Here is a 17,531-nt window from a genome sequence, read left to right on the forward strand (position 1 = left end):
GCTCGTCCGCTCAGGGTTAGTCAGGACCTAAGCCGAGGCCGACAGGCGTAGGCGATGGACAACAGGTTGATATTCCTGTACCACCTCTTTATCGTTTGAGCAATGGAGGGACGCAGAAGGATAGAAGAAGCGTGCGATTGGTTGTGCACGTCCAAGCAGTTAGGCTGATAAGTAGGCAAATCCGCTTATCATAAAGGCTGAGCTGTGATGGGGAAGCTCCTTATGGAGCGAAGTCTTTGATTCCCCGCTGCCAAGAAAAGCTTCTAGCGAGATAAAAGGTGCCTGTACCGCAAACCGACACAGGTAGGCGAGGAGAGAATCCTAAGGTGTGCGAGAGAACTCTGGTTAAGGAACTCGGCAAAATGACCCCGTAACTTCGGGAGAAGGGGTGCTTTCTTAACGGAAAGCCGCAGTGAATAGGCCCAAGCGACTGTTTAGCAAAAACACAGCTCTCTGCGAAGCCGTAAGGCGAAGTATAGGGGGTGACACCTGCCCGGTGCTGGAAGGTTAAGGAGAGGGGTTAGCGTAAGCGAAGCTCTGAACTGAAGCCCCAGTAAACGGCGGCCGTAACTATAACGGTCCTAAGGTAGCGAAATTCCTTGTCGGGTAAGTTCCGACCCGCACGAAAGGTGTAACGATTTGGGCACTGTCTCAACCAGAGACTCGGTGAAATTATAGTACCTGTGAAGATGCAGGTTACCCGCGACAGGACGGAAAGACCCCGTGGAGCTTTACTGTAGCCTGATATTGAATTTTGGTACAGTTTGTACAGGATAGGCGGGAGCCATTGAAACCGGAGCGCTAGCTTCGGTGGAGGCGCTGGTGGGATACCGCCCTGACTGTATTGAAATTCTAACCTACGGGTCTTATCGACCCGGGAGACAGTGTCAGGTGGGCAGTTTGACTGGGGCGGTCGCCTCCTAAAGTGTAACGGAGGCGCCCAAAGGTTCCCTCAGAATGGTTGGAAATCATTCGTAGAGTGCAAAGGCATAAGGGAGCTTGACTGCGAGACCTACAAGTCGAGCAGGGACGAAAGTCGGGCTTAGTGATCCGGTGGTTCCGCATGGAAGGGCCATCGCTCAACGGATAAAAGCTACCCCGGGGATAACAGGCTTATCTCCCCCAAGAGTCCACATCGACGGGGAGGTTTGGCACCTCGATGTCGGCTCATCGCATCCTGGGGCTGTAGTCGGTCCCAAGGGTTGGGCTGTTCGCCCATTAAAGCGGTACGCGAGCTGGGTTCAGAACGTCGTGAGACAGTTCGGTCCCTATCCGTCGTGGGCGTAGGAAATTTGAGAGGAGCTGTCCTTAGTACGAGAGGACCGGGATGGACGCACCGCTGGTGTACCAGTTGTTCTGCCAAGGGCATAGCTGGGTAGCTATGTGCGGAAGGGATAAGTGCTGAAAGCATCTAAGCATGAAGCCCCCCTCAAGATGAGATTTCCCATAGCGTAAGCTAGTAAGATCCCTGAAAGATGATCAGGTTGATAGGTTCGAGGTGGAAGCATGGTGACATGTGGAGCTGACGAATACTAATAGATCGAGGACTTAACCATATAATATGAAGCAATGTTATCTAGTTTTGAAAGAATATAAAAAACTTGTTGACTTTAAAAGTTAAATGAGTTACAATGATTCTTGTCTTAAATGAATACAGTCTGGTAATGATGGCAGAGAGGCCACACCCGTTCCCATACCGAACACGGAAGTTAAGCTCTCTAGCGCCGATGGTAGTTGGGACCTTGTCCCTGTGAGAGTAGGACGTTGCCAGGCAATCCGGAGGATTAGCTCAGCTGGGAGAGCACCTGCCTTACAAGCAGGGGGTCGGCGGTTCGATCCCGTCATCCTCCACCATTTAGCCGACTTAGCTCAATTGGTAGAGCAACTGACTTGTAATCAGTAGGTTGGGGGTTCAAGTCCTCTAGTCGGCACCAGTTTTTATTGTAAGAGCCATTAGCTCAGTTGGTAGAGCATCTGACTTTTAATCAGAGGGTCGAAGGTTCGAGTCCTTCATGGCTCACCATTTTAATTAATATGCGGGTGTGGCGGAATTGGCAGACGCACTAGACTTAGGATCTAGCGCCTTTGGCGTGGGGGTTCGACTCCCTTCACCCGCACTTTTAATAAAATATCTCAAACATGTCTTGCGGAAGTAGTTCAGTGGTAGAATACAACCTTGCCAAGGTTGGGGTCGCGGGTTCGAATCCCGTCTTCCGCTCCAATTTTCAATATGACATGCCGGGGTGGCGGAACAGGCAGACGCACAGGACTTAAAATCCTGCGGTGGGTGACCACCGTGCGGGTTCGACCCCCGCCCTCGGCACCATATGCGCCCGTAGCTCAATTGGATAGAGCGTTTGACTACGGATCAAGAGGTTAGGGGTTCGACTCCTCTCGGGCGCGTTTTCTTTCGGGAAGTGGCTCAGCTTGGTAGAGCACCTGGTTTGGGACCAGGGGGTCGCAGGTTCAAATCCTGTCTTCCCGATACTTGTTTGGGGCCTTAGCTCAGCTGGGAGAGCGCCTGCCTTGCACGCAGGAGGTCAGCGGTTCGATCCCGCTAGGCTCCACCATTAGTTCTTTGAAAACTGAACGAAACAAACAACGTGAAACGTCAATTTTTATTTTAGATGCTAGACAAACTAACTTTATTGGAGAGTTTGATCCTGGCTCAGGATGAACGCTGGCGGCGTGCCTAATACATGCAAGTCGAGCGAATGGATTAAGAGCTTGCTCTTATGAAGTTAGCGGCGGACGGGTGAGTAACACGTGGGTAACCTGCCCATAAGACTGGGATAACTCCGGGAAACCGGGGCTAATACCGGATAACATTTTGAACTGCATGGTTCGAAATTGAAAGGCGGCTTCGGCTGTCACTTATGGATGGACCCGCGTCGCATTAGCTAGTTGGTGAGGTAACGGCTCACCAAGGCGACGATGCGTAGCCGACCTGAGAGGGTGATCGGCCACACTGGGACTGAGACACGGCCCAGACTCCTACGGGAGGCAGCAGTAGGGAATCTTCCGCAATGGACGAAAGTCTGACGGAGCAACGCCGCGTGAGTGATGAAGGCTTTCGGGTCGTAAAACTCTGTTGTTAGGGAAGAACAAGTGCTAGTTGAATAAGCTGGCACCTTGACGGTACCTAACCAGAAAGCCACGGCTAACTACGTGCCAGCAGCCGCGGTAATACGTAGGTGGCAAGCGTTATCCGGAATTATTGGGCGTAAAGCGCGCGCAGGTGGTTTCTTAAGTCTGATGTGAAAGCCCACGGCTCAACCGTGGAGGGTCATTGGAAACTGGGAGACTTGAGTGCAGAAGAGGAAAGTGGAATTCCATGTGTAGCGGTGAAATGCGTAGAGATATGGAGGAACACCAGTGGCGAAGGCGACTTTCTGGTCTGTAACTGACACTGAGGCGCGAAAGCGTGGGGAGCAAACAGGATTAGATACCCTGGTAGTCCACGCCGTAAACGATGAGTGCTAAGTGTTAGAGGGTTTCCGCCCTTTAGTGCTGAAGTTAACGCATTAAGCACTCCGCCTGGGGAGTACGGCCGCAAGGCTGAAACTCAAAGGAATTGACGGGGGCCCGCACAAGCGGTGGAGCATGTGGTTTAATTCGAAGCAACGCGAAGAACCTTACCAGGTCTTGACATCCTCTGAAAACCCTAGAGATAGGGCTTCTCCTTCGGGAGCAGAGTGACAGGTGGTGCATGGTTGTCGTCAGCTCGTGTCGTGAGATGTTGGGTTAAGTCCCGCAACGAGCGCAACCCTTGATCTTAGTTGCCATCATTAAGTTGGGCACTCTAAGGTGACTGCCGGTGACAAACCGGAGGAAGGTGGGGATGACGTCAAATCATCATGCCCCTTATGACCTGGGCTACACACGTGCTACAATGGACGGTACAAAGAGCTGCAAGACCGCGAGGTGGAGCTAATCTCATAAAACCGTTCTCAGTTCGGATTGTAGGCTGCAACTCGCCTACATGAAGCTGGAATCGCTAGTAATCGCGGATCAGCATGCCGCGGTGAATACGTTCCCGGGCCTTGTACACACCGCCCGTCACACCACGAGAGTTTGTAACACCCGAAGTCGGTGGGGTAACCTTTTTGGAGCCAGCCGCCTAAGGTGGGACAGATGATTGGGGTGAAGTCGTAACAAGGTAGCCGTATCGGAAGGTGCGGCTGGATCACCTCCTTTCTATGGAGAATTGATGAACGCTGTTCATCAATATAAGTTTCCGTGTTTCGTTTTGTTCAGTTTTGAGAGAACTATCTCTCATATATAAATGTATGTTCTTTGAAAACTAGATAACAGTGTAGCTCATATTTTTTAATTTTTAGTTTGGTTAAGTTAGAAAGGGCGCACGGTGGATGCCTTGACACTAGGAGTCGATGAAGGACGGGACTAACGCCGATATGCTTCGGGGAGCTGTAAGTAAGCTTTGATCCGAAGATTTCCGAATGGGGAAACCCACCATACGTAATGGTATGGTATCCTTATCTGAATACATAGGGTAAGGAAGACAGACCCAGGGAACTGAAACATCTAAGTACCTGGAGGAAGAGAAAGCAAATGCGATTTCCTGAGTAGCGGCGAGCGAAACGGAACATAGCCCAAACCAAGAGGCTTGCCTCTTGGGGTTGTAGGACATTCTATACGGAGTTACAAAGGAACGAGGTAGACGAAGCGACCTGGAAAGGTCCGTCGTAGAGGGTAACAACCCCGTAGTCGAAACTTCGTTCTCTCTTGAATGTATCCTGAGTACGGCGGAACACGTGAAATTCCGTCGGAATCTGGGAGGACCATCTCCCAAGGCTAAATACTCCCTAGTGATCGATAGTGAACCAGTACCGTGAGGGAAAGGTGAAAAGCACCCCGGAAGGGGAGTGAAAGAGATCCTGAAACCGTGTGCCTACAAATAGTCAGAGCCCGTTAACGGGTGATGGCGTGCCTTTTGTAGAATGAACCGGCGAGTTACGATCCCGTGCGAGGTTAAGCTGAAGAGGCGGAGCCGCAGCGAAAGCGAGTCTGAATAGGGCGTTTAGTACGTGGTCGTAGACCCGAAACCAGGTGATCTACCCATGTCCAGGGTGAAGTTCAGGTAACACTGAATGGAGGCCCGAACCCACGCACGTTGAAAAGTGCGGGGATGAGGTGTGGGTAGCGGAGAAATTCCAATCGAACCTGGAGATAGCTGGTTCTCCCCGAAATAGCTTTAGGGCTAGCCTTAAGTGTAAGAGTCTTGGAGGTAGAGCACTGATTGGACTAGGGGTCCTCATCGGATTACCGAATTCAGTCAAACTCCGAATGCCAATGACTTATCCTTAGGAGTCAGACTGCGAGTGATAAGATCCGTAGTCAAAAGGGAAACAGCCCAGACCGCCAGCTAAGGTCCCAAAGTGTGTATTAAGTGGAAAAGGATGTGGAGTTGCTTAGACAACTAGGATGTTGGCTTAGAAGCAGCCACCATTTAAAGAGTGCGTAATAGCTCACTAGTCGAGTGACTCTGCGCCGAAAATGTACCGGGGCTAAATACACCACCGAAGCTGCGGATTGATACCAATGGTATCAGTGGTAGGGGAGCGTTCTAAGGACAGTGAAGTCAGACCGTAAGGACTGGTGGAGTGCTTAGAAGTGAGAATGCCGGTATGAGTAGCGAAAGACGGGTGAGAATCCCGTCCACCGAATGCCTAAGGTTTCCTGAGGAAGGCTCGTCCGCTCAGGGTTAGTCAGGACCTAAGCCGAGGCCGACAGGCGTAGGCGATGGACAACAGGTTGATATTCCTGTACCACCTCTTTATCGTTTGAGCAATGGAGGGACGCAGAAGGATAGAAGAAGCGTGCGATTGGTTGTGCACGTCCAAGCAGTTAGGCTGATAAGTAGGCAAATCCGCTTATCATAAAGGCTGAGCTGTGATGGGGAAGCTCCTTATGGAGCGAAGTCTTTGATTCCCCGCTGCCAAGAAAAGCTTCTAGCGAGATAAAAGGTGCCTGTACCGCAAACCGACACAGGTAGGCGAGGAGAGAATCCTAAGGTGTGCGAGAGAACTCTGGTTAAGGAACTCGGCAAAATGACCCCGTAACTTCGGGAGAAGGGGTGCTTTCTTAACGGAAAGCCGCAGTGAATAGGCCCAAGCGACTGTTTAGCAAAAACACAGCTCTCTGCGAAGCCGTAAGGCGAAGTATAGGGGGTGACACCTGCCCGGTGCTGGAAGGTTAAGGAGAGGGGTTAGCGTAAGCGAAGCTCTGAACTGAAGCCCCAGTAAACGGCGGCCGTAACTATAACGGTCCTAAGGTAGCGAAATTCCTTGTCGGGTAAGTTCCGACCCGCACGAAAGGTGTAACGATTTGGGCACTGTCTCAACCAGAGACTCGGTGAAATTATAGTACCTGTGAAGATGCAGGTTACCCGCGACAGGACGGAAAGACCCCGTGGAGCTTTACTGTAGCCTGATATTGAATTTTGGTACAGTTTGTACAGGATAGGCGGGAGCCATTGAAACCGGAGCGCTAGCTTCGGTGGAGGCGCTGGTGGGATACCGCCCTGACTGTATTGAAATTCTAACCTACGGGTCTTATCGACCCGGGAGACAGTGTCAGGTGGGCAGTTTGACTGGGGCGGTCGCCTCCTAAAGTGTAACGGAGGCGCCCAAAGGTTCCCTCAGAATGGTTGGAAATCATTCGTAGAGTGCAAAGGCATAAGGGAGCTTGACTGCGAGACCTACAAGTCGAGCAGGGACGAAAGTCGGGCTTAGTGATCCGGTGGTTCCGCATGGAAGGGCCATCGCTCAACGGATAAAAGCTACCCCGGGGATAACAGGCTTATCTCCCCCAAGAGTCCACATCGACGGGGAGGTTTGGCACCTCGATGTCGGCTCATCGCATCCTGGGGCTGTAGTCGGTCCCAAGGGTTGGGCTGTTCGCCCATTAAAGCGGTACGCGAGCTGGGTTCAGAACGTCGTGAGACAGTTCGGTCCCTATCCGTCGTGGGCGTAGGAAATTTGAGAGGAGCTGTCCTTAGTACGAGAGGACCGGGATGGACGCACCGCTGGTGTACCAGTTGTTCTGCCAAGGGCATAGCTGGGTAGCTATGTGCGGAAGGGATAAGTGCTGAAAGCATCTAAGCATGAAGCCCCCCTCAAGATGAGATTTCCCATAGCGTAAGCTAGTAAGATCCCTGAAAGATGATCAGGTTGATAGGTTCGAGGTGGAAGCATGGTGACATGTGGAGCTGACGAATACTAATAGATCGAGGACTTAACCATATAATATGTAGCAAATGTTATCTAGTTTTGAAGGAATATGCCTTCATAGTTTGGTGATGATGGCAGAGAGGTCACACCCGTTCCCATACCGAACACGGAAGTTAAGCTCTCTAGCGCCGATGGTAGTTGGGACCTTGTCCCTGTGAGAGTAGGACGTCGCCAAGCAACTAAACACGAGTCAAATGACTCGTGTTTTTTCGTGTTTTCTTTTATAATCCATAGTAATTAAAAAAATGTCCTTAAATAATTACTATTTTGATTAAATGCAGGGGAATGTGGCTAGGATAGTGAATAAGCAAAAGAGTTGCAAATTTTATTAATACGTATATAATTAAAGTCAAAGATAGTCAAAGTCAATAAAGGTGGCGGATAAATGAGAAATATATCTGATATCATTGAGCAATATCTAAAGCAAGTTATTGACTTAAGTAATAATAATGTGATTGAAATCAAAAGAAATGAGATTGCGGATCGATTCGAGTGCGTACCATCTCAAATCAATTATGTAATCAATACCCGTTTTACATTAGAAAGAGGATTTGTAGTAGAAAGTAAACGTGGTGGAGGAGGTTACATTCGCATTATAAAAGTCAAACTGCATGATGATATAGACATTATTGATCAAATGCTTCATATGATTGATCATAGCGTTGCACAAGGGAATGCAGAGAGTATGATTATACGTTTATTAGAAGAAGGAATCATAACAGGCCGTGAAGCAAAACTAATGTTAAGTGTACTAGATCGTTCTGTATTATCAATGGATATTCCTTCTCGAGATGAACTTAGGGCTCGAATATTATGCGCAATGTTAAGAACACTGAAATATAAATAAATACAGCTTTTGTAAAAGAATGATAATTAAGATAGGGCAGTTAAATATTGTAGAAGTTTTGAAAAAGAGCATGTACTTTTATCTAAATGGATTAAGGAAAGAGGACAATCTAGTAATGTATGAAAAGTATCATGAGGTAGATCGTTCCTGTTGTAAAGGTGGGGATATTGATGACTTGTCAAAACTGTAATATAAGACCAGCAACTTTACATTATACAAAAGTAATCAACGAGAAGAAGGCGGAAGTTCATCTTTGTGAGCAATGTGCGGAGCAAAGTGGCTATACGTCTTTCTTTCAATCATCACAGTCTAACTTTTCATTTCATGATGTATTTGCTGGTTTATTACACGGTGAATCAACAATGTTTGGAGAAGGAAAAAACGGGTTTTCAAATACAAATACAGTAAGATGTCCAGGTTGTAAGATGACATATGAACATTTTACAAAGGTGGGACGCTTTGGTTGTGCTTCTTGTTACGATACATTTAAAGGACACTTAAACCCATTGTTAAAGCGACTTCATGGTGGACATACAGAACATTGTGGAAAAATTCCGGAACGAATGGAAGGAAATATCCACTTAAAGAAAGAATTAGATGAACTAAAACTTATTCTGAAACAATATGTACAGAATGAGGAGTTTGAGAAAGCTGCTGAGGTAAGAGATGAAATTCGAGGGCTTGAAACTCAGCTTAGTGAGCATAGAGAGGGGGAGTAGTTCTATGTCACTGGACAAAATTATGAATGAAGCGATTAGTCCATGGATGAAGGGGGATGGCCCTGATTCTGATATTGTTTTAAGTAGTCGAATTCGTTTGGCTCGTAATTTTAAGCAATATCAATTTTCTACTATGCAAAACGAAGAGGAAGCTCAAAAGGTTCAAGAATTATTTAAAAAGAAATTTATAAATAAAGCGGTAGAGCCCTTTGGGAAGTTTGGACTATTAAAAATGAATGAATTAACTCCTCTTCAAAGGAGAGTTTTAGTCGAAAAGCATTTAATTAGTCCAAATCTAGCAGGGACTGAATATGGAGCATGTCTGTTATCAGAAAGCGAACACATTAGTGTGATGCTTAATGAGGAAGACCACATTAGGATTCAGTGCCTATTTCCAGGACTACAGTTATCAAAGGCGCTTCAAAGCGCCAATCAAATAGATAATTGGATTGAAAAAGAGGTTGAATATGCTTTTGATGAATCACTTGGATATATTACGAGTTGTCCTACTAACGTTGGTACAGGATTAAGAGCTTCTGTAATGATTCATTTACCAGGGCTGGTTTTAACAAAAAGAATTAGCCGTATTATACAAGTAATTCAAAAATTAGGTTTAGTAGTAAGAGGAATATACGGTGAAGGTAGCGAAGCGTTAGGTAATATATTTCAAGTATCAAATCAAATGACGCTAGGGAAATCCGAAGAAGATATTATTGCAGATTTAAAGAGTGTCATGCAGCAAATTATACAACAAGAAAAATTGGCCAGAGAATTAATTGTACAAAATTCGAGTATTGAGCTTGAAGATAAGGTTTATCGTTCTTACGGTATACTAGCAAACAGTCGTTTAATTCAATCTGCAGAAGCGGCAACTTGCTTATCGGATGTACGACTTGGTATTGATCTAGGATATATAAAAGGTATATCGAGAAATATTTTGACTGAGCTAATGGTTCTTACGCAACCAGGTATTTTACAACAATACGCAGGAGGACCTTTAGGACCAGAAGAAAGAGATTATCGAAGAGCAACCTTAATCCGTGAGCGATTACGTATTGAAAAAAACTAAGCGCAAGTAGGAGGCGATTTCTATGATGTTTGGAAGATTTACAGAAAGAGCACAGAAAGTATTAGCTTTATCTCAAGAGGAAGCAATTCGCATTGGGCATAATAACATTGGAACAGAACATATTTTACTTGGGCTTGTACGCGAAGGTGAAGGAATTGCAGCAAAAGCGTTAATTGCTCTTGGATTGAGCCCGGAGAAAGTGCAAAAAGAGGTAGAAGCGTTAATTGGACGTGGAACAGAAGCTTCTCAAACTGTACATTATACACCTCGTGCTAAAAAAGTTATTGAATTGTCTATGGATGAAGCGCGTAAGCTAGGACATTCTTACGTTGGAACAGAACATATTTTACTTGGCTTAATCCGTGAAGGTGAAGGTGTAGCGGCACGTGTTTTAAATAATTTAGGCGTAAGCCTCAACAAAGCAAGACAACAAGTGTTACAACTTCTTGGAAGTAACGAAGCAAGTTCAGGTCACCAAGGTGGTTCATCGACAAATGCAAATACACCGACACTAGACAGTTTAGCGCGCGACTTAACAGTTGTTGCACGTGAGAATCGTTTGGATCCTGTTATTGGACGTAGTAAAGAAATTCAACGTGTAATTGAAGTGTTAAGCCGTAGAACAAAAAACAATCCAGTGTTAATTGGAGAGCCTGGTGTAGGTAAAACAGCAATTGCTGAAGGGTTAGCACAGCAAATCGTAAATAATGAAGTTCCTGAAACGTTAAGAGATAAGCGTGTTATGACACTAGATATGGGAACAGTGGTAGCTGGGACGAAATATCGTGGTGAGTTTGAAGATCGTTTAAAGAAAGTAATGGATGAAATACGTCAAGCAGGGAATATTATTCTATTTATTGATGAACTTCATACACTAATCGGTGCAGGTGGAGCAGAAGGTGCAATCGATGCATCAAATATTTTAAAACCATCTTTAGCACGCGGAGAATTACAATGTATTGGTGCGACAACTTTAGATGAGTATCGTAAATATATTGAAAAGGATGCAGCTTTAGAGAGACGTTTCCAGCCAATTCATGTTGATGAGCCGAGTCTAGAAGAATCAACTCAAATCTTGAAAGGTTTACGCGATCGTTATGAGGCCCATCACCGTGTGTCTATTACAGATGATGCAATTGATGCAGCTGTGAAACTTTCCGATCGTTATATTACGGATCGTTTCTTACCAGATAAAGCAATTGATTTAATTGATGAAGCTGCTTCAAAGGTTCGCTTACGTTCTTATACAACACCACCAAACTTAAAAGAGCTTGAAGTGAATCTGGAGGAAATTCGAAAAGAAAAAGATGCGGCTGTACAAAGTCAAGAGTTTGAAAAGGCTGCTTCCTTACGTGATATGGAACAACGCTTACGTGAGAAATTGGAAGATACAAAGCGTCAGTGGAAAGAACAACAAGGAAAAGAAAATTCAGAGGTTACGGTAGAAGATATTGCAAATGTCGTTTCTACATGGACACGTATCCCTGTTTCTAAACTTGCACAAACAGAGACTGATAAATTATTAAACTTAGAATCCATTCTTCATGATCGTGTCATCGGCCAGGATGAAGCGGTAGTGGCTGTAGCGAAAGCTGTTCGTCGTGCAAGAGCAGGACTGAAAGATCCGAAACGTCCAATTGGTTCATTTATTTTCTTAGGACCAACAGGTGTAGGTAAAACAGAATTAGCAAGAGCGTTGGCAGAATCTATGTTCGGTGATGAGGATGCAATGATTCGCATTGATATGTCTGAGTATATGGAGAAACATTCAACTTCTCGCTTAGTTGGTTCTCCTCCAGGATATGTTGGGTATGAAGAAGGCGGACAATTAACAGAGAAGGTTCGTCGTAAGCCGTATTCAGTTGTCCTATTAGATGAAGTAGAGAAGGCGCATCCTGATGTATTTAATATTTTACTACAGGTATTGGAAGATGGTCGTTTAACTGATTCTAAAGGACGTACAGTTGACTTCCGTAATACGATTGTTATTATGACGTCTAACGTTGGTGCTGAGGCGTTAAAACGTAACAAACATCTTGGATTTAACGTACAAGATGAAAGCCGTGATTATTCGGATATGAAAGGTAAAGTAATGGATGAGCTGAAAAAGGCATTTCGTCCAGAATTCTTAAACCGTATTGATGAAATTATCGTATTCCATATGCTTGAGAAAAAACATATTCAAGAAATTGTGACTCTTATGGTAAATCAGTTAGTGAATCGCTTAAAAGAACAAGAAATTGAATTGCAATTAACAGAAGGGGCGATTGCAGCTATTGCTGATAAAGGGTTTGATCGTGAATATGGTGCTCGTCCACTACGTAGAGCAATTCAGAAGCATGTAGAAGATAGACTATCGGAAGAACTTTTAAAAGGTGCTATTGAGAAAGGACAAAAAGTTATCTTTGATGTAGAAGGGGAAACATTTGTCATTCATAGTGCTGAAAAGGTAAAATAAGTATAGACAAACTAAGAGGGCTACGAGATAGCCCTCTTTCTTGTACGAGAAGGTCAAATGTTTATAGATGAAAGCGAAGTGAAATATAAAAAGATATGGCTAAAAAGAAAACAAAATTCACATGTCAAGAGTGTGGTTATCAATCACCAAAATATATGGGTAAATGTCCAGGGTGTGGTCAATGGAATTCGCTTGTTGAAGAGATGGAACCCGTTGTATCATCCAGACGCCTAAATTATGCAAATGCAATTCAAACAGAAGTAACAAAACCAAGACGTCTTACAGAAGTAGAAACAAAGTCTGAGGCACGTATTGAAACAAAATTTCAGGAGTTTAACCGTGTACTAGGTGGCGGAATTGTAGATGGATCTTTAGTACTTATTGGTGGGGACCCTGGGATTGGAAAATCAACGTTATTATTACAGATTTCCTCGCAATTAGCAGATGCTTCATATGATGTATTGTATATATCAGGTGAGGAGTCAGCAAAGCAGATTAAACTTCGTGCAGATCGTTTACATGTAAATGGTAGTAATCTATTTGTTGTATCAGAGACAGATTTACAGCGTATTGCAGCACATATTGAAGAGATGAATCCTGCTTTTGTTGTTATTGATTCTATTCAAACGATACATTTACCTGAGGTGACATCAGCTCCTGGTAGCGTGGCGCAAGTACGTGAATGTACAGCAGAATTAATGAAACTTGCAAAAACAAAGGGAATCCCAATTTTCATCGTAGGACATGTGACAAAAGAAGGTGCAATTGCGGGGCCGCGTATGTTAGAACATATGGTCGATGCAGTTCTTTACTTTGAAGGAGATCGACACCATACATATCGTATTTTACGAGCTGTAAAGAATCGTTTTGGTTCTACGAATGAAATGGGTATCTTTGAAATGAAAGAACTTGGCCTTGCGGAAGTCTTAAATCCTTCTGAAATTTTCCTTGAGGAAAGACCAGTTGGAGTTGCAGGTTCAACAGTAGTTGCCTCAATGGAAGGAACAAGACCAGTTTTAGTAGAAATACAGGCATTAATTTCCCCTACTAGTTTTGGAAATCCTCGAAGAATGGCGACAGGAATTGATCATAATCGTGTCTCGCTTATTATGGCGGTACTAGAGAAAAGAACAGGTTTACTATTACAAAATCAAGATGCGTATTTAAAAGTAGCTGGTGGTTTGAAATTAGATGAACCGGCAATTGATTTAGCTGTTGCCTTAAGTATAGCTTCAAGTTTTAGAGATAAATCTACGGCACCAACTGATGCGGTAATAGGAGAAGTTGGATTAACTGGAGAAATAAGAAGAGTATCAAGAATCGAACAACGTGTACAAGAAGCAGCTAAATTAGGATTTCAACGTGCTATCATTCCTAGAAAAAATTTAGGGGGGTGGACAATTCCAGAGGGGATTGAGGTTGTAGGTGTTTCTAATTTAGGAGAAGCGCTTCGTTTGACATTAGGAGGCTAGGCTATGGAAGAAAATAAGCAACGTGTCAAAAGTATAATTAATATTTTACAGCTCGTGGCCCCGGGAACACCACTGCGCGAAGGGATAGATAATGTACTTCGTGCACAAACAGGGGGACTAATTGTTCTTGGGTATAATGAGCAGATTAAAAGCATTGTTGATGGTGGTTTTCATATTAATTGCGCATTCTCTCCTGCTAGTTTATATGAATTAGCAAAAATGGATGGAGCACTTATTTTAAATGAAACTGGAAGTAAAATTTTAATTGCAAACGCACAGTTAGTTCCGGATTCATCTATTGATTCTATTGAAACAGGTATGCGTCACCGAACAGCAGAGCGTGTAGCAAAGCAGACGGGCAGCCTTGTTGTGGCCATTTCACAAAGACGTAATGTAATTACGCTATATCAAGGGAACTTACGTTATACATTAAAAGATATAGGTGTCATTTTAACAAAAGCAAATCAAGCAATTCAAACGCTAGAAAAATATAAGGCTGTATGGAATGACGGCATTACGAATTTGGGTATTCTAGAATTTGAAGAGGTCGTTACAATGTCCGAGGTGGTTCACGTTTTACATAGTGTTGAAATGGTGCTGCGTATAAAAAATGAAATATTGAGCTATATTCATGAGCTAGGAACAGAAGGTAGGTTAATTCGTTTACAGCTTACAGAATTACTAGCTGATTTAGAGGCAGAGGCAGCATTGTTAATTAAAGATTATCACCAGGAGAAAACACAAGACCATCATCAAATCTTGAAAAAGTTACAAGATCTTGCAAATACACAACTTTTAGAGGATAGTGATTTAGTTAAATTACTTGGGTATCCAGGACAAACAAGTTTAGAAGAAAGTGTGACACCTAGAGGGTACCGAATCACAAGCAAGATTTCTCGTGTTCCGCCACTTATTATCGAGAATTTAATTAATCGATTTAAAACATTGCAAGGTGTTTGCCGAGCAACTATTAATGAATTGGATGATGTGGAAGGAATTGGAGAAGTGAGAGCGAAGAAAATACGAGAAGGTCTAAAAAGAATTCAAGAGCATCTCTATATGAGTAGACACAATTAAGAATATTACATTGATTCTATAATATAACGACACTAGAACATTTTTGGTATATGATATGATATATTGGTAAATAAAACTATTTACAAAAAAACACGTCCGCTTTTGCATTCGGCGTTTTGATTAGCGAAACAATGGTTAATAATGAGTAGGAGGTGGTTGGATGTTAAAACGGATTGTACAGCTCTTCTTTTTAGTGATCGGGGGAGCGTTAGGGATTTACTTAATCCCAAAAATTATTAATGTATTAGATATCGGTGCAGTTCCTTTGTTGGAAGGATCGTATGTTCGTGCAATTATTGGTGCAATTATTTTATTTTTAACAACATTTTGGCTTGTAGATTATATTGTTCAACTTATTAAGCATATTGAAGAGGCTCTTGTAAAGGCGCCTGTAGCAGATGTTTTATTTGGTACATTAGGATTAATCTCTGGTCTTATTGTTGCATATTTAATTTTGATACCAATTCGTGAATTTACAATTCCAGTTATTAGTACGGTGTTGCAAGTGTTCTTCACCCTTTTACTTGGATATTTAGGATTCCAAGTAGGATTTAAAAAGAGGAATGAATTGCTAGGATTATTTACATTACCCCAACGCGGAGGTAAGAAGAAAAACAATAGTGAGAATGAAGAGGTAGAGGTCGAAGCAGAAAAATCTACGACTCATTGGAAAATTCTTGATACGAGTGTAATTATTGACGGACGTATTGCAGATATTTGCCAAACAAAGTTTTTAGAAGGAACAATTGTCATTCCGCAATTCGTATTAGAAGAGCTTCAGCATATTGCCGATTCTTCAGATGCTTTAAAGCGTAATCGTGGCCGCAGAGGGCTAGACATTTTAAATCGTATTCAAAAGGAGATGCCAATTCCGGTAGAAATTTATGAAGGCGATTTCGATGATATCCAAGAAGTAGATAGCAAGCTTGTAAAGTTGGCAAAAATCACTGGTGGAACTGTAGTAACAAACGATTTCAATTTAAACAAAGTTTCTGAATTACAAGGGGTTACGGTGTTAAACATTAATGATTTAGCTAATGCGATTAAACCAGTCGTACTCCCTGGTGAAGAATTAAGTGTTTATGTTGTGAAAGATGGTAAAGAACAGAATCAAGGTGTTGCATACTTAGATGATGGTACGATGATTGTAGTAGAAGATGGTAGAGAGTATGTGGGTTCACAACTTGATGTACTTGTTACTAGCGTATTACAAACATCGGCTGGTCGTATGATTTTCGCAAAACGTAAATTGCTAGAAAAAGCATTATAAGTAGAGGATTATTAATATGTATACATTAATTATTCCGGCAGCGGGCCAAGGGAAACGAATGGGTGCTGGTAAAAATAAGTTATTTTTACTTATAGATGAAGTACCAATTATTGTGCACACATTGCGTGCTTTTGAAAAAGATAAAGCGTGCAAAAGTATTATTATGGCAATTAACGAAGAAGAACGCCCGTATTTTGAAGAGTTAATGCAGAAGTACCAGATTGAAAAGCAGGTACAATTTATTCAGGGTGGAGCCGAAAGACAAGATAGCGTATATAACGCACTTCAGTATGCGAGTGGTGTCGAATATGTTCTTGTTCATGACGGGGCGCGCCCGTTCGTAACGAATAAAGTGATTCGCGATGTATTAACTGCAGCAGAAAAATATGGAGCTTCCATTTGTGCAGTGCCAGTAAAAGATACTGTTAAGAAAGTAGAGCAGGGTGTTGTTGTAGAAACGGTAGAGCGGTCTCAACTTAACGCTGTACAAACACCACAAGGATTCTCTGTTTCTCTTTTGCTAGAAGCTCATAGAAGCGCAAAGCAAAGTTGTTTTCTTGGCACAGATGATGCAAGTCTCGTAGAACGCGTTGGGAAGCAAGTTGGTGTAGTGGAGGGGAGTTACTATAATATTAAAGTGACGACTCCGGAAGATCTACTAATTGCTGAAAGTTTCCTTCGTGTTCAGAAGAAATAACGTTGATGATGTGTTAATAAAGAAAAGCTCGGCAACAGCCGGGCTTTTCTTTATAAGGATAGCGATATAATATAGAGTCATAAAGCTCAGTAGTTTAGCTTAAGGAGGAAGTAAGGATGTTTCGAATTGGACAAGGTTTTGATGTACATGAATTTGCGGAAGGGCGTCCGTTGATTATCGGTGGAATTACAATTCCACACGAGAAAGGATTAATTGGTCATTCAGATGCAGATGTATTGTTACATACGATTGCTGATGCATGTTTAGGTGCGATTGCAGCAGGAGATATCGGAAAGCATTTTCCTGATACAGACCCAGCTTTTAAAGATGCAGATTCAGCTGTATTGTTACAAAAAGTTTGGGAATTTGTGCGTGAACAAGGTTACGAGTTAGGAAATTTAGATTGTACAATTATTGCTCAAAAACCAAAAATGGCACCACATATTGAGAGCATGCGTAAGCGCATTAGTGAACTGTTAGAAACGTCTATCAATAACATTAATGTAAAGGCAACAACAACAGAAAAATTAGGATTTACAGGTAGAGAAGAAGGGATTGCTTCTCAAGCGGTTGTTTTATTACAGAAAAAATAATGGTTTTTAATTCGTAAGATGGATAATCACATTTTTTTGGTGTACAATTATAGAATGTGTTGACATTAAGAATGGA

At 43.1% G+C, this 17,531-nt stretch carries 9 protein-coding genes, 9 tRNA genes and 5 rRNA genes (1 of these 23 cut by a window edge); all 23 read left to right on the plus strand.

The window, feature by feature from the left end; genetic code table 11:
• A 23S ribosomal RNA gene (locus tag BHV55_RS00440) occupies positions 1-1,556 on the plus strand; it begins 1,366 nt to the left of the window's first position.
• Positions 1,557-1,657: 101 nt separating this feature from the next.
• Positions 1,658-1,773: ribosomal RNA gene (rrf, locus tag BHV55_RS00445) — 5S ribosomal RNA — on the plus strand.
• Positions 1,774-1,778: 5 nt separating this feature from the next.
• Positions 1,779-1,854, plus strand: a tRNA-Val gene (locus BHV55_RS00450).
• A gap of 4 nt (positions 1,855-1,858) precedes the next feature.
• Positions 1,859-1,934, plus strand: a tRNA-Thr gene (locus tag BHV55_RS00455).
• Positions 1,935-1,947: 13 nt separating this feature from the next.
• A tRNA-Lys gene (locus BHV55_RS00460) sits at positions 1,948-2,023 on the plus strand.
• A 13-nt stretch (positions 2,024-2,036) separates the two neighbouring features.
• Positions 2,037-2,117, plus strand: a tRNA-Leu gene (locus BHV55_RS00465).
• Positions 2,118-2,146: 29 nt separating this feature from the next.
• A tRNA-Gly gene (locus tag BHV55_RS00470) sits at positions 2,147-2,221 on the plus strand.
• Positions 2,222-2,237: 16 nt separating this feature from the next.
• A tRNA-Leu gene (locus BHV55_RS00475) sits at positions 2,238-2,326 on the plus strand.
• A gap of 3 nt (positions 2,327-2,329) precedes the next feature.
• Positions 2,330-2,403 (plus strand) — tRNA-Arg (locus BHV55_RS00480).
• An 8-nt stretch (positions 2,404-2,411) separates the two neighbouring features.
• Positions 2,412-2,485, plus strand: a tRNA-Pro gene (locus BHV55_RS00485).
• A gap of 9 nt (positions 2,486-2,494) precedes the next feature.
• Positions 2,495-2,570 (plus strand) — tRNA-Ala (locus BHV55_RS00490).
• A gap of 75 nt (positions 2,571-2,645) precedes the next feature.
• Positions 2,646-4,197: ribosomal RNA gene (locus BHV55_RS00495) — 16S ribosomal RNA — on the plus strand.
• A 146-nt stretch (positions 4,198-4,343) separates the two neighbouring features.
• Positions 4,344-7,265 (plus strand): 23S ribosomal RNA (locus BHV55_RS00500).
• Positions 7,266-7,314: 49 nt separating this feature from the next.
• A 5S ribosomal RNA gene (gene rrf, locus BHV55_RS00505) occupies positions 7,315-7,430 on the plus strand.
• The 16S, 23S and 5S rRNA genes sit together here with 9 tRNA genes alongside, the layout of an rRNA operon.
• Positions 7,431-7,638: 208 nt before the next feature.
• Entirely contained in the window at positions 7,639-8,100 is a 462-nt protein-coding gene (gene ctsR, locus BHV55_RS00510) for a transcriptional regulator CtsR (RefSeq protein ID WP_001244565.1), read from the plus strand.
• A gap of 170 nt (positions 8,101-8,270) precedes the next feature.
• Positions 8,271-8,819: a protein-arginine kinase activator protein McsA gene (mcsA, locus tag BHV55_RS00515; RefSeq protein WP_000128402.1), complete on the plus strand. Its 549-nt coding sequence runs from the start codon at positions 8,271-8,273 to the stop codon at positions 8,817-8,819.
• Between the two features lie 4 nt (positions 8,820-8,823).
• Positions 8,824-9,888 carry a protein-arginine kinase McsB gene (gene mcsB / locus BHV55_RS00520; RefSeq protein WP_000050842.1) on the plus strand — a complete coding sequence of 355 codons (1,065 nt, stop codon included), beginning with the start codon at positions 8,824-8,826 and terminating at the stop codon, positions 9,886-9,888.
• Positions 9,889-9,910: 22 nt separating this feature from the next.
• Positions 9,911-12,346 carry an ATP-dependent protease ATP-binding subunit ClpC gene (gene clpC, locus BHV55_RS00525; protein ID WP_000971187.1) on the plus strand — a complete coding sequence of 812 codons (2,436 nt, stop codon included), beginning with the start codon at positions 9,911-9,913 and terminating at the stop codon, positions 12,344-12,346.
• Between the two features lie 95 nt (positions 12,347-12,441).
• A complete protein-coding gene (gene radA, locus BHV55_RS00530; protein WP_001085202.1) occupies positions 12,442-13,818 on the plus strand; it encodes a DNA repair protein RadA in 1,377 nt (458 codons plus the stop codon).
• 3 nt (positions 13,819-13,821) lie between these two features.
• Complete coding sequence (gene disA / locus BHV55_RS00535) at positions 13,822-14,895, plus strand: DNA integrity scanning diadenylate cyclase DisA (protein WP_000392158.1); 1,074 nt, start codon at positions 13,822-13,824, stop codon at positions 14,893-14,895.
• Between the two features lie 160 nt (positions 14,896-15,055).
• The gene (locus BHV55_RS00540; protein ID WP_000919677.1) at positions 15,056-16,165 is read left to right on the plus strand and encodes a PIN/TRAM domain-containing protein; all 1,110 of its coding nucleotides are present in this window, start codon (positions 15,056-15,058) and stop codon (positions 16,163-16,165) included.
• A gap of 16 nt (positions 16,166-16,181) precedes the next feature.
• The gene (gene ispD, locus BHV55_RS00545; RefSeq protein WP_000288286.1) at positions 16,182-16,862 is read left to right on the plus strand and encodes a 2-C-methyl-D-erythritol 4-phosphate cytidylyltransferase; all 681 of its coding nucleotides are present in this window, start codon (positions 16,182-16,184) and stop codon (positions 16,860-16,862) included.
• 116 nt (positions 16,863-16,978) lie between these two features.
• Positions 16,979-17,455, plus strand: a complete 477-nt coding sequence (gene ispF / locus BHV55_RS00550; RefSeq protein WP_000488388.1) for a 2-C-methyl-D-erythritol 2,4-cyclodiphosphate synthase — start codon at positions 16,979-16,981, stop codon at positions 17,453-17,455.
• Positions 17,456-17,531: the final 76 nt, after the last annotated feature.

Origin of the sequence: Bacillus sp. RZ2MS9, assembly GCF_001816185.2 — a bacterium.
GTDB classification, from domain to species: domain Bacteria; phylum Bacillota; class Bacilli; order Bacillales; family Bacillaceae_G; genus Bacillus_A; species Bacillus_A cereus.

What these genes read in the sequence shown, in the direction of transcription:
- ispF (WP_000488388.1), top strand. Translation starts at nt 16,979, where the DNA reads ATGTTTCGAATTGGACAAGGTTTTGATGTACATGAATTTGCGGAAGGG.
- disA (WP_000392158.1), top strand. Translation starts at nt 13,822, where the DNA reads ATGGAAGAAAATAAGCAACGTGTCAAAAGTATAATTAATATTTTACAG.
- ctsR (WP_001244565.1), top strand. Translation starts at nt 7,639, where the DNA reads ATGAGAAATATATCTGATATCATTGAGCAATATCTAAAGCAAGTTATT.
- radA (WP_001085202.1), top strand. Translation starts at nt 12,442, where the DNA reads ATGGCTAAAAAGAAAACAAAATTCACATGTCAAGAGTGTGGTTATCAA.
- BHV55_RS00540 (WP_000919677.1), top strand. Translation starts at nt 15,056, where the DNA reads ATGTTAAAACGGATTGTACAGCTCTTCTTTTTAGTGATCGGGGGAGCG.
- mcsA (WP_000128402.1), top strand. Translation starts at nt 8,271, where the DNA reads ATGACTTGTCAAAACTGTAATATAAGACCAGCAACTTTACATTATACA.
- mcsB (WP_000050842.1), top strand. Translation starts at nt 8,824, where the DNA reads ATGTCACTGGACAAAATTATGAATGAAGCGATTAGTCCATGGATGAAG.
- clpC (WP_000971187.1), top strand. Translation starts at nt 9,911, where the DNA reads ATGATGTTTGGAAGATTTACAGAAAGAGCACAGAAAGTATTAGCTTTA.
- ispD (WP_000288286.1), top strand. Translation starts at nt 16,182, where the DNA reads ATGTATACATTAATTATTCCGGCAGCGGGCCAAGGGAAACGAATGGGT.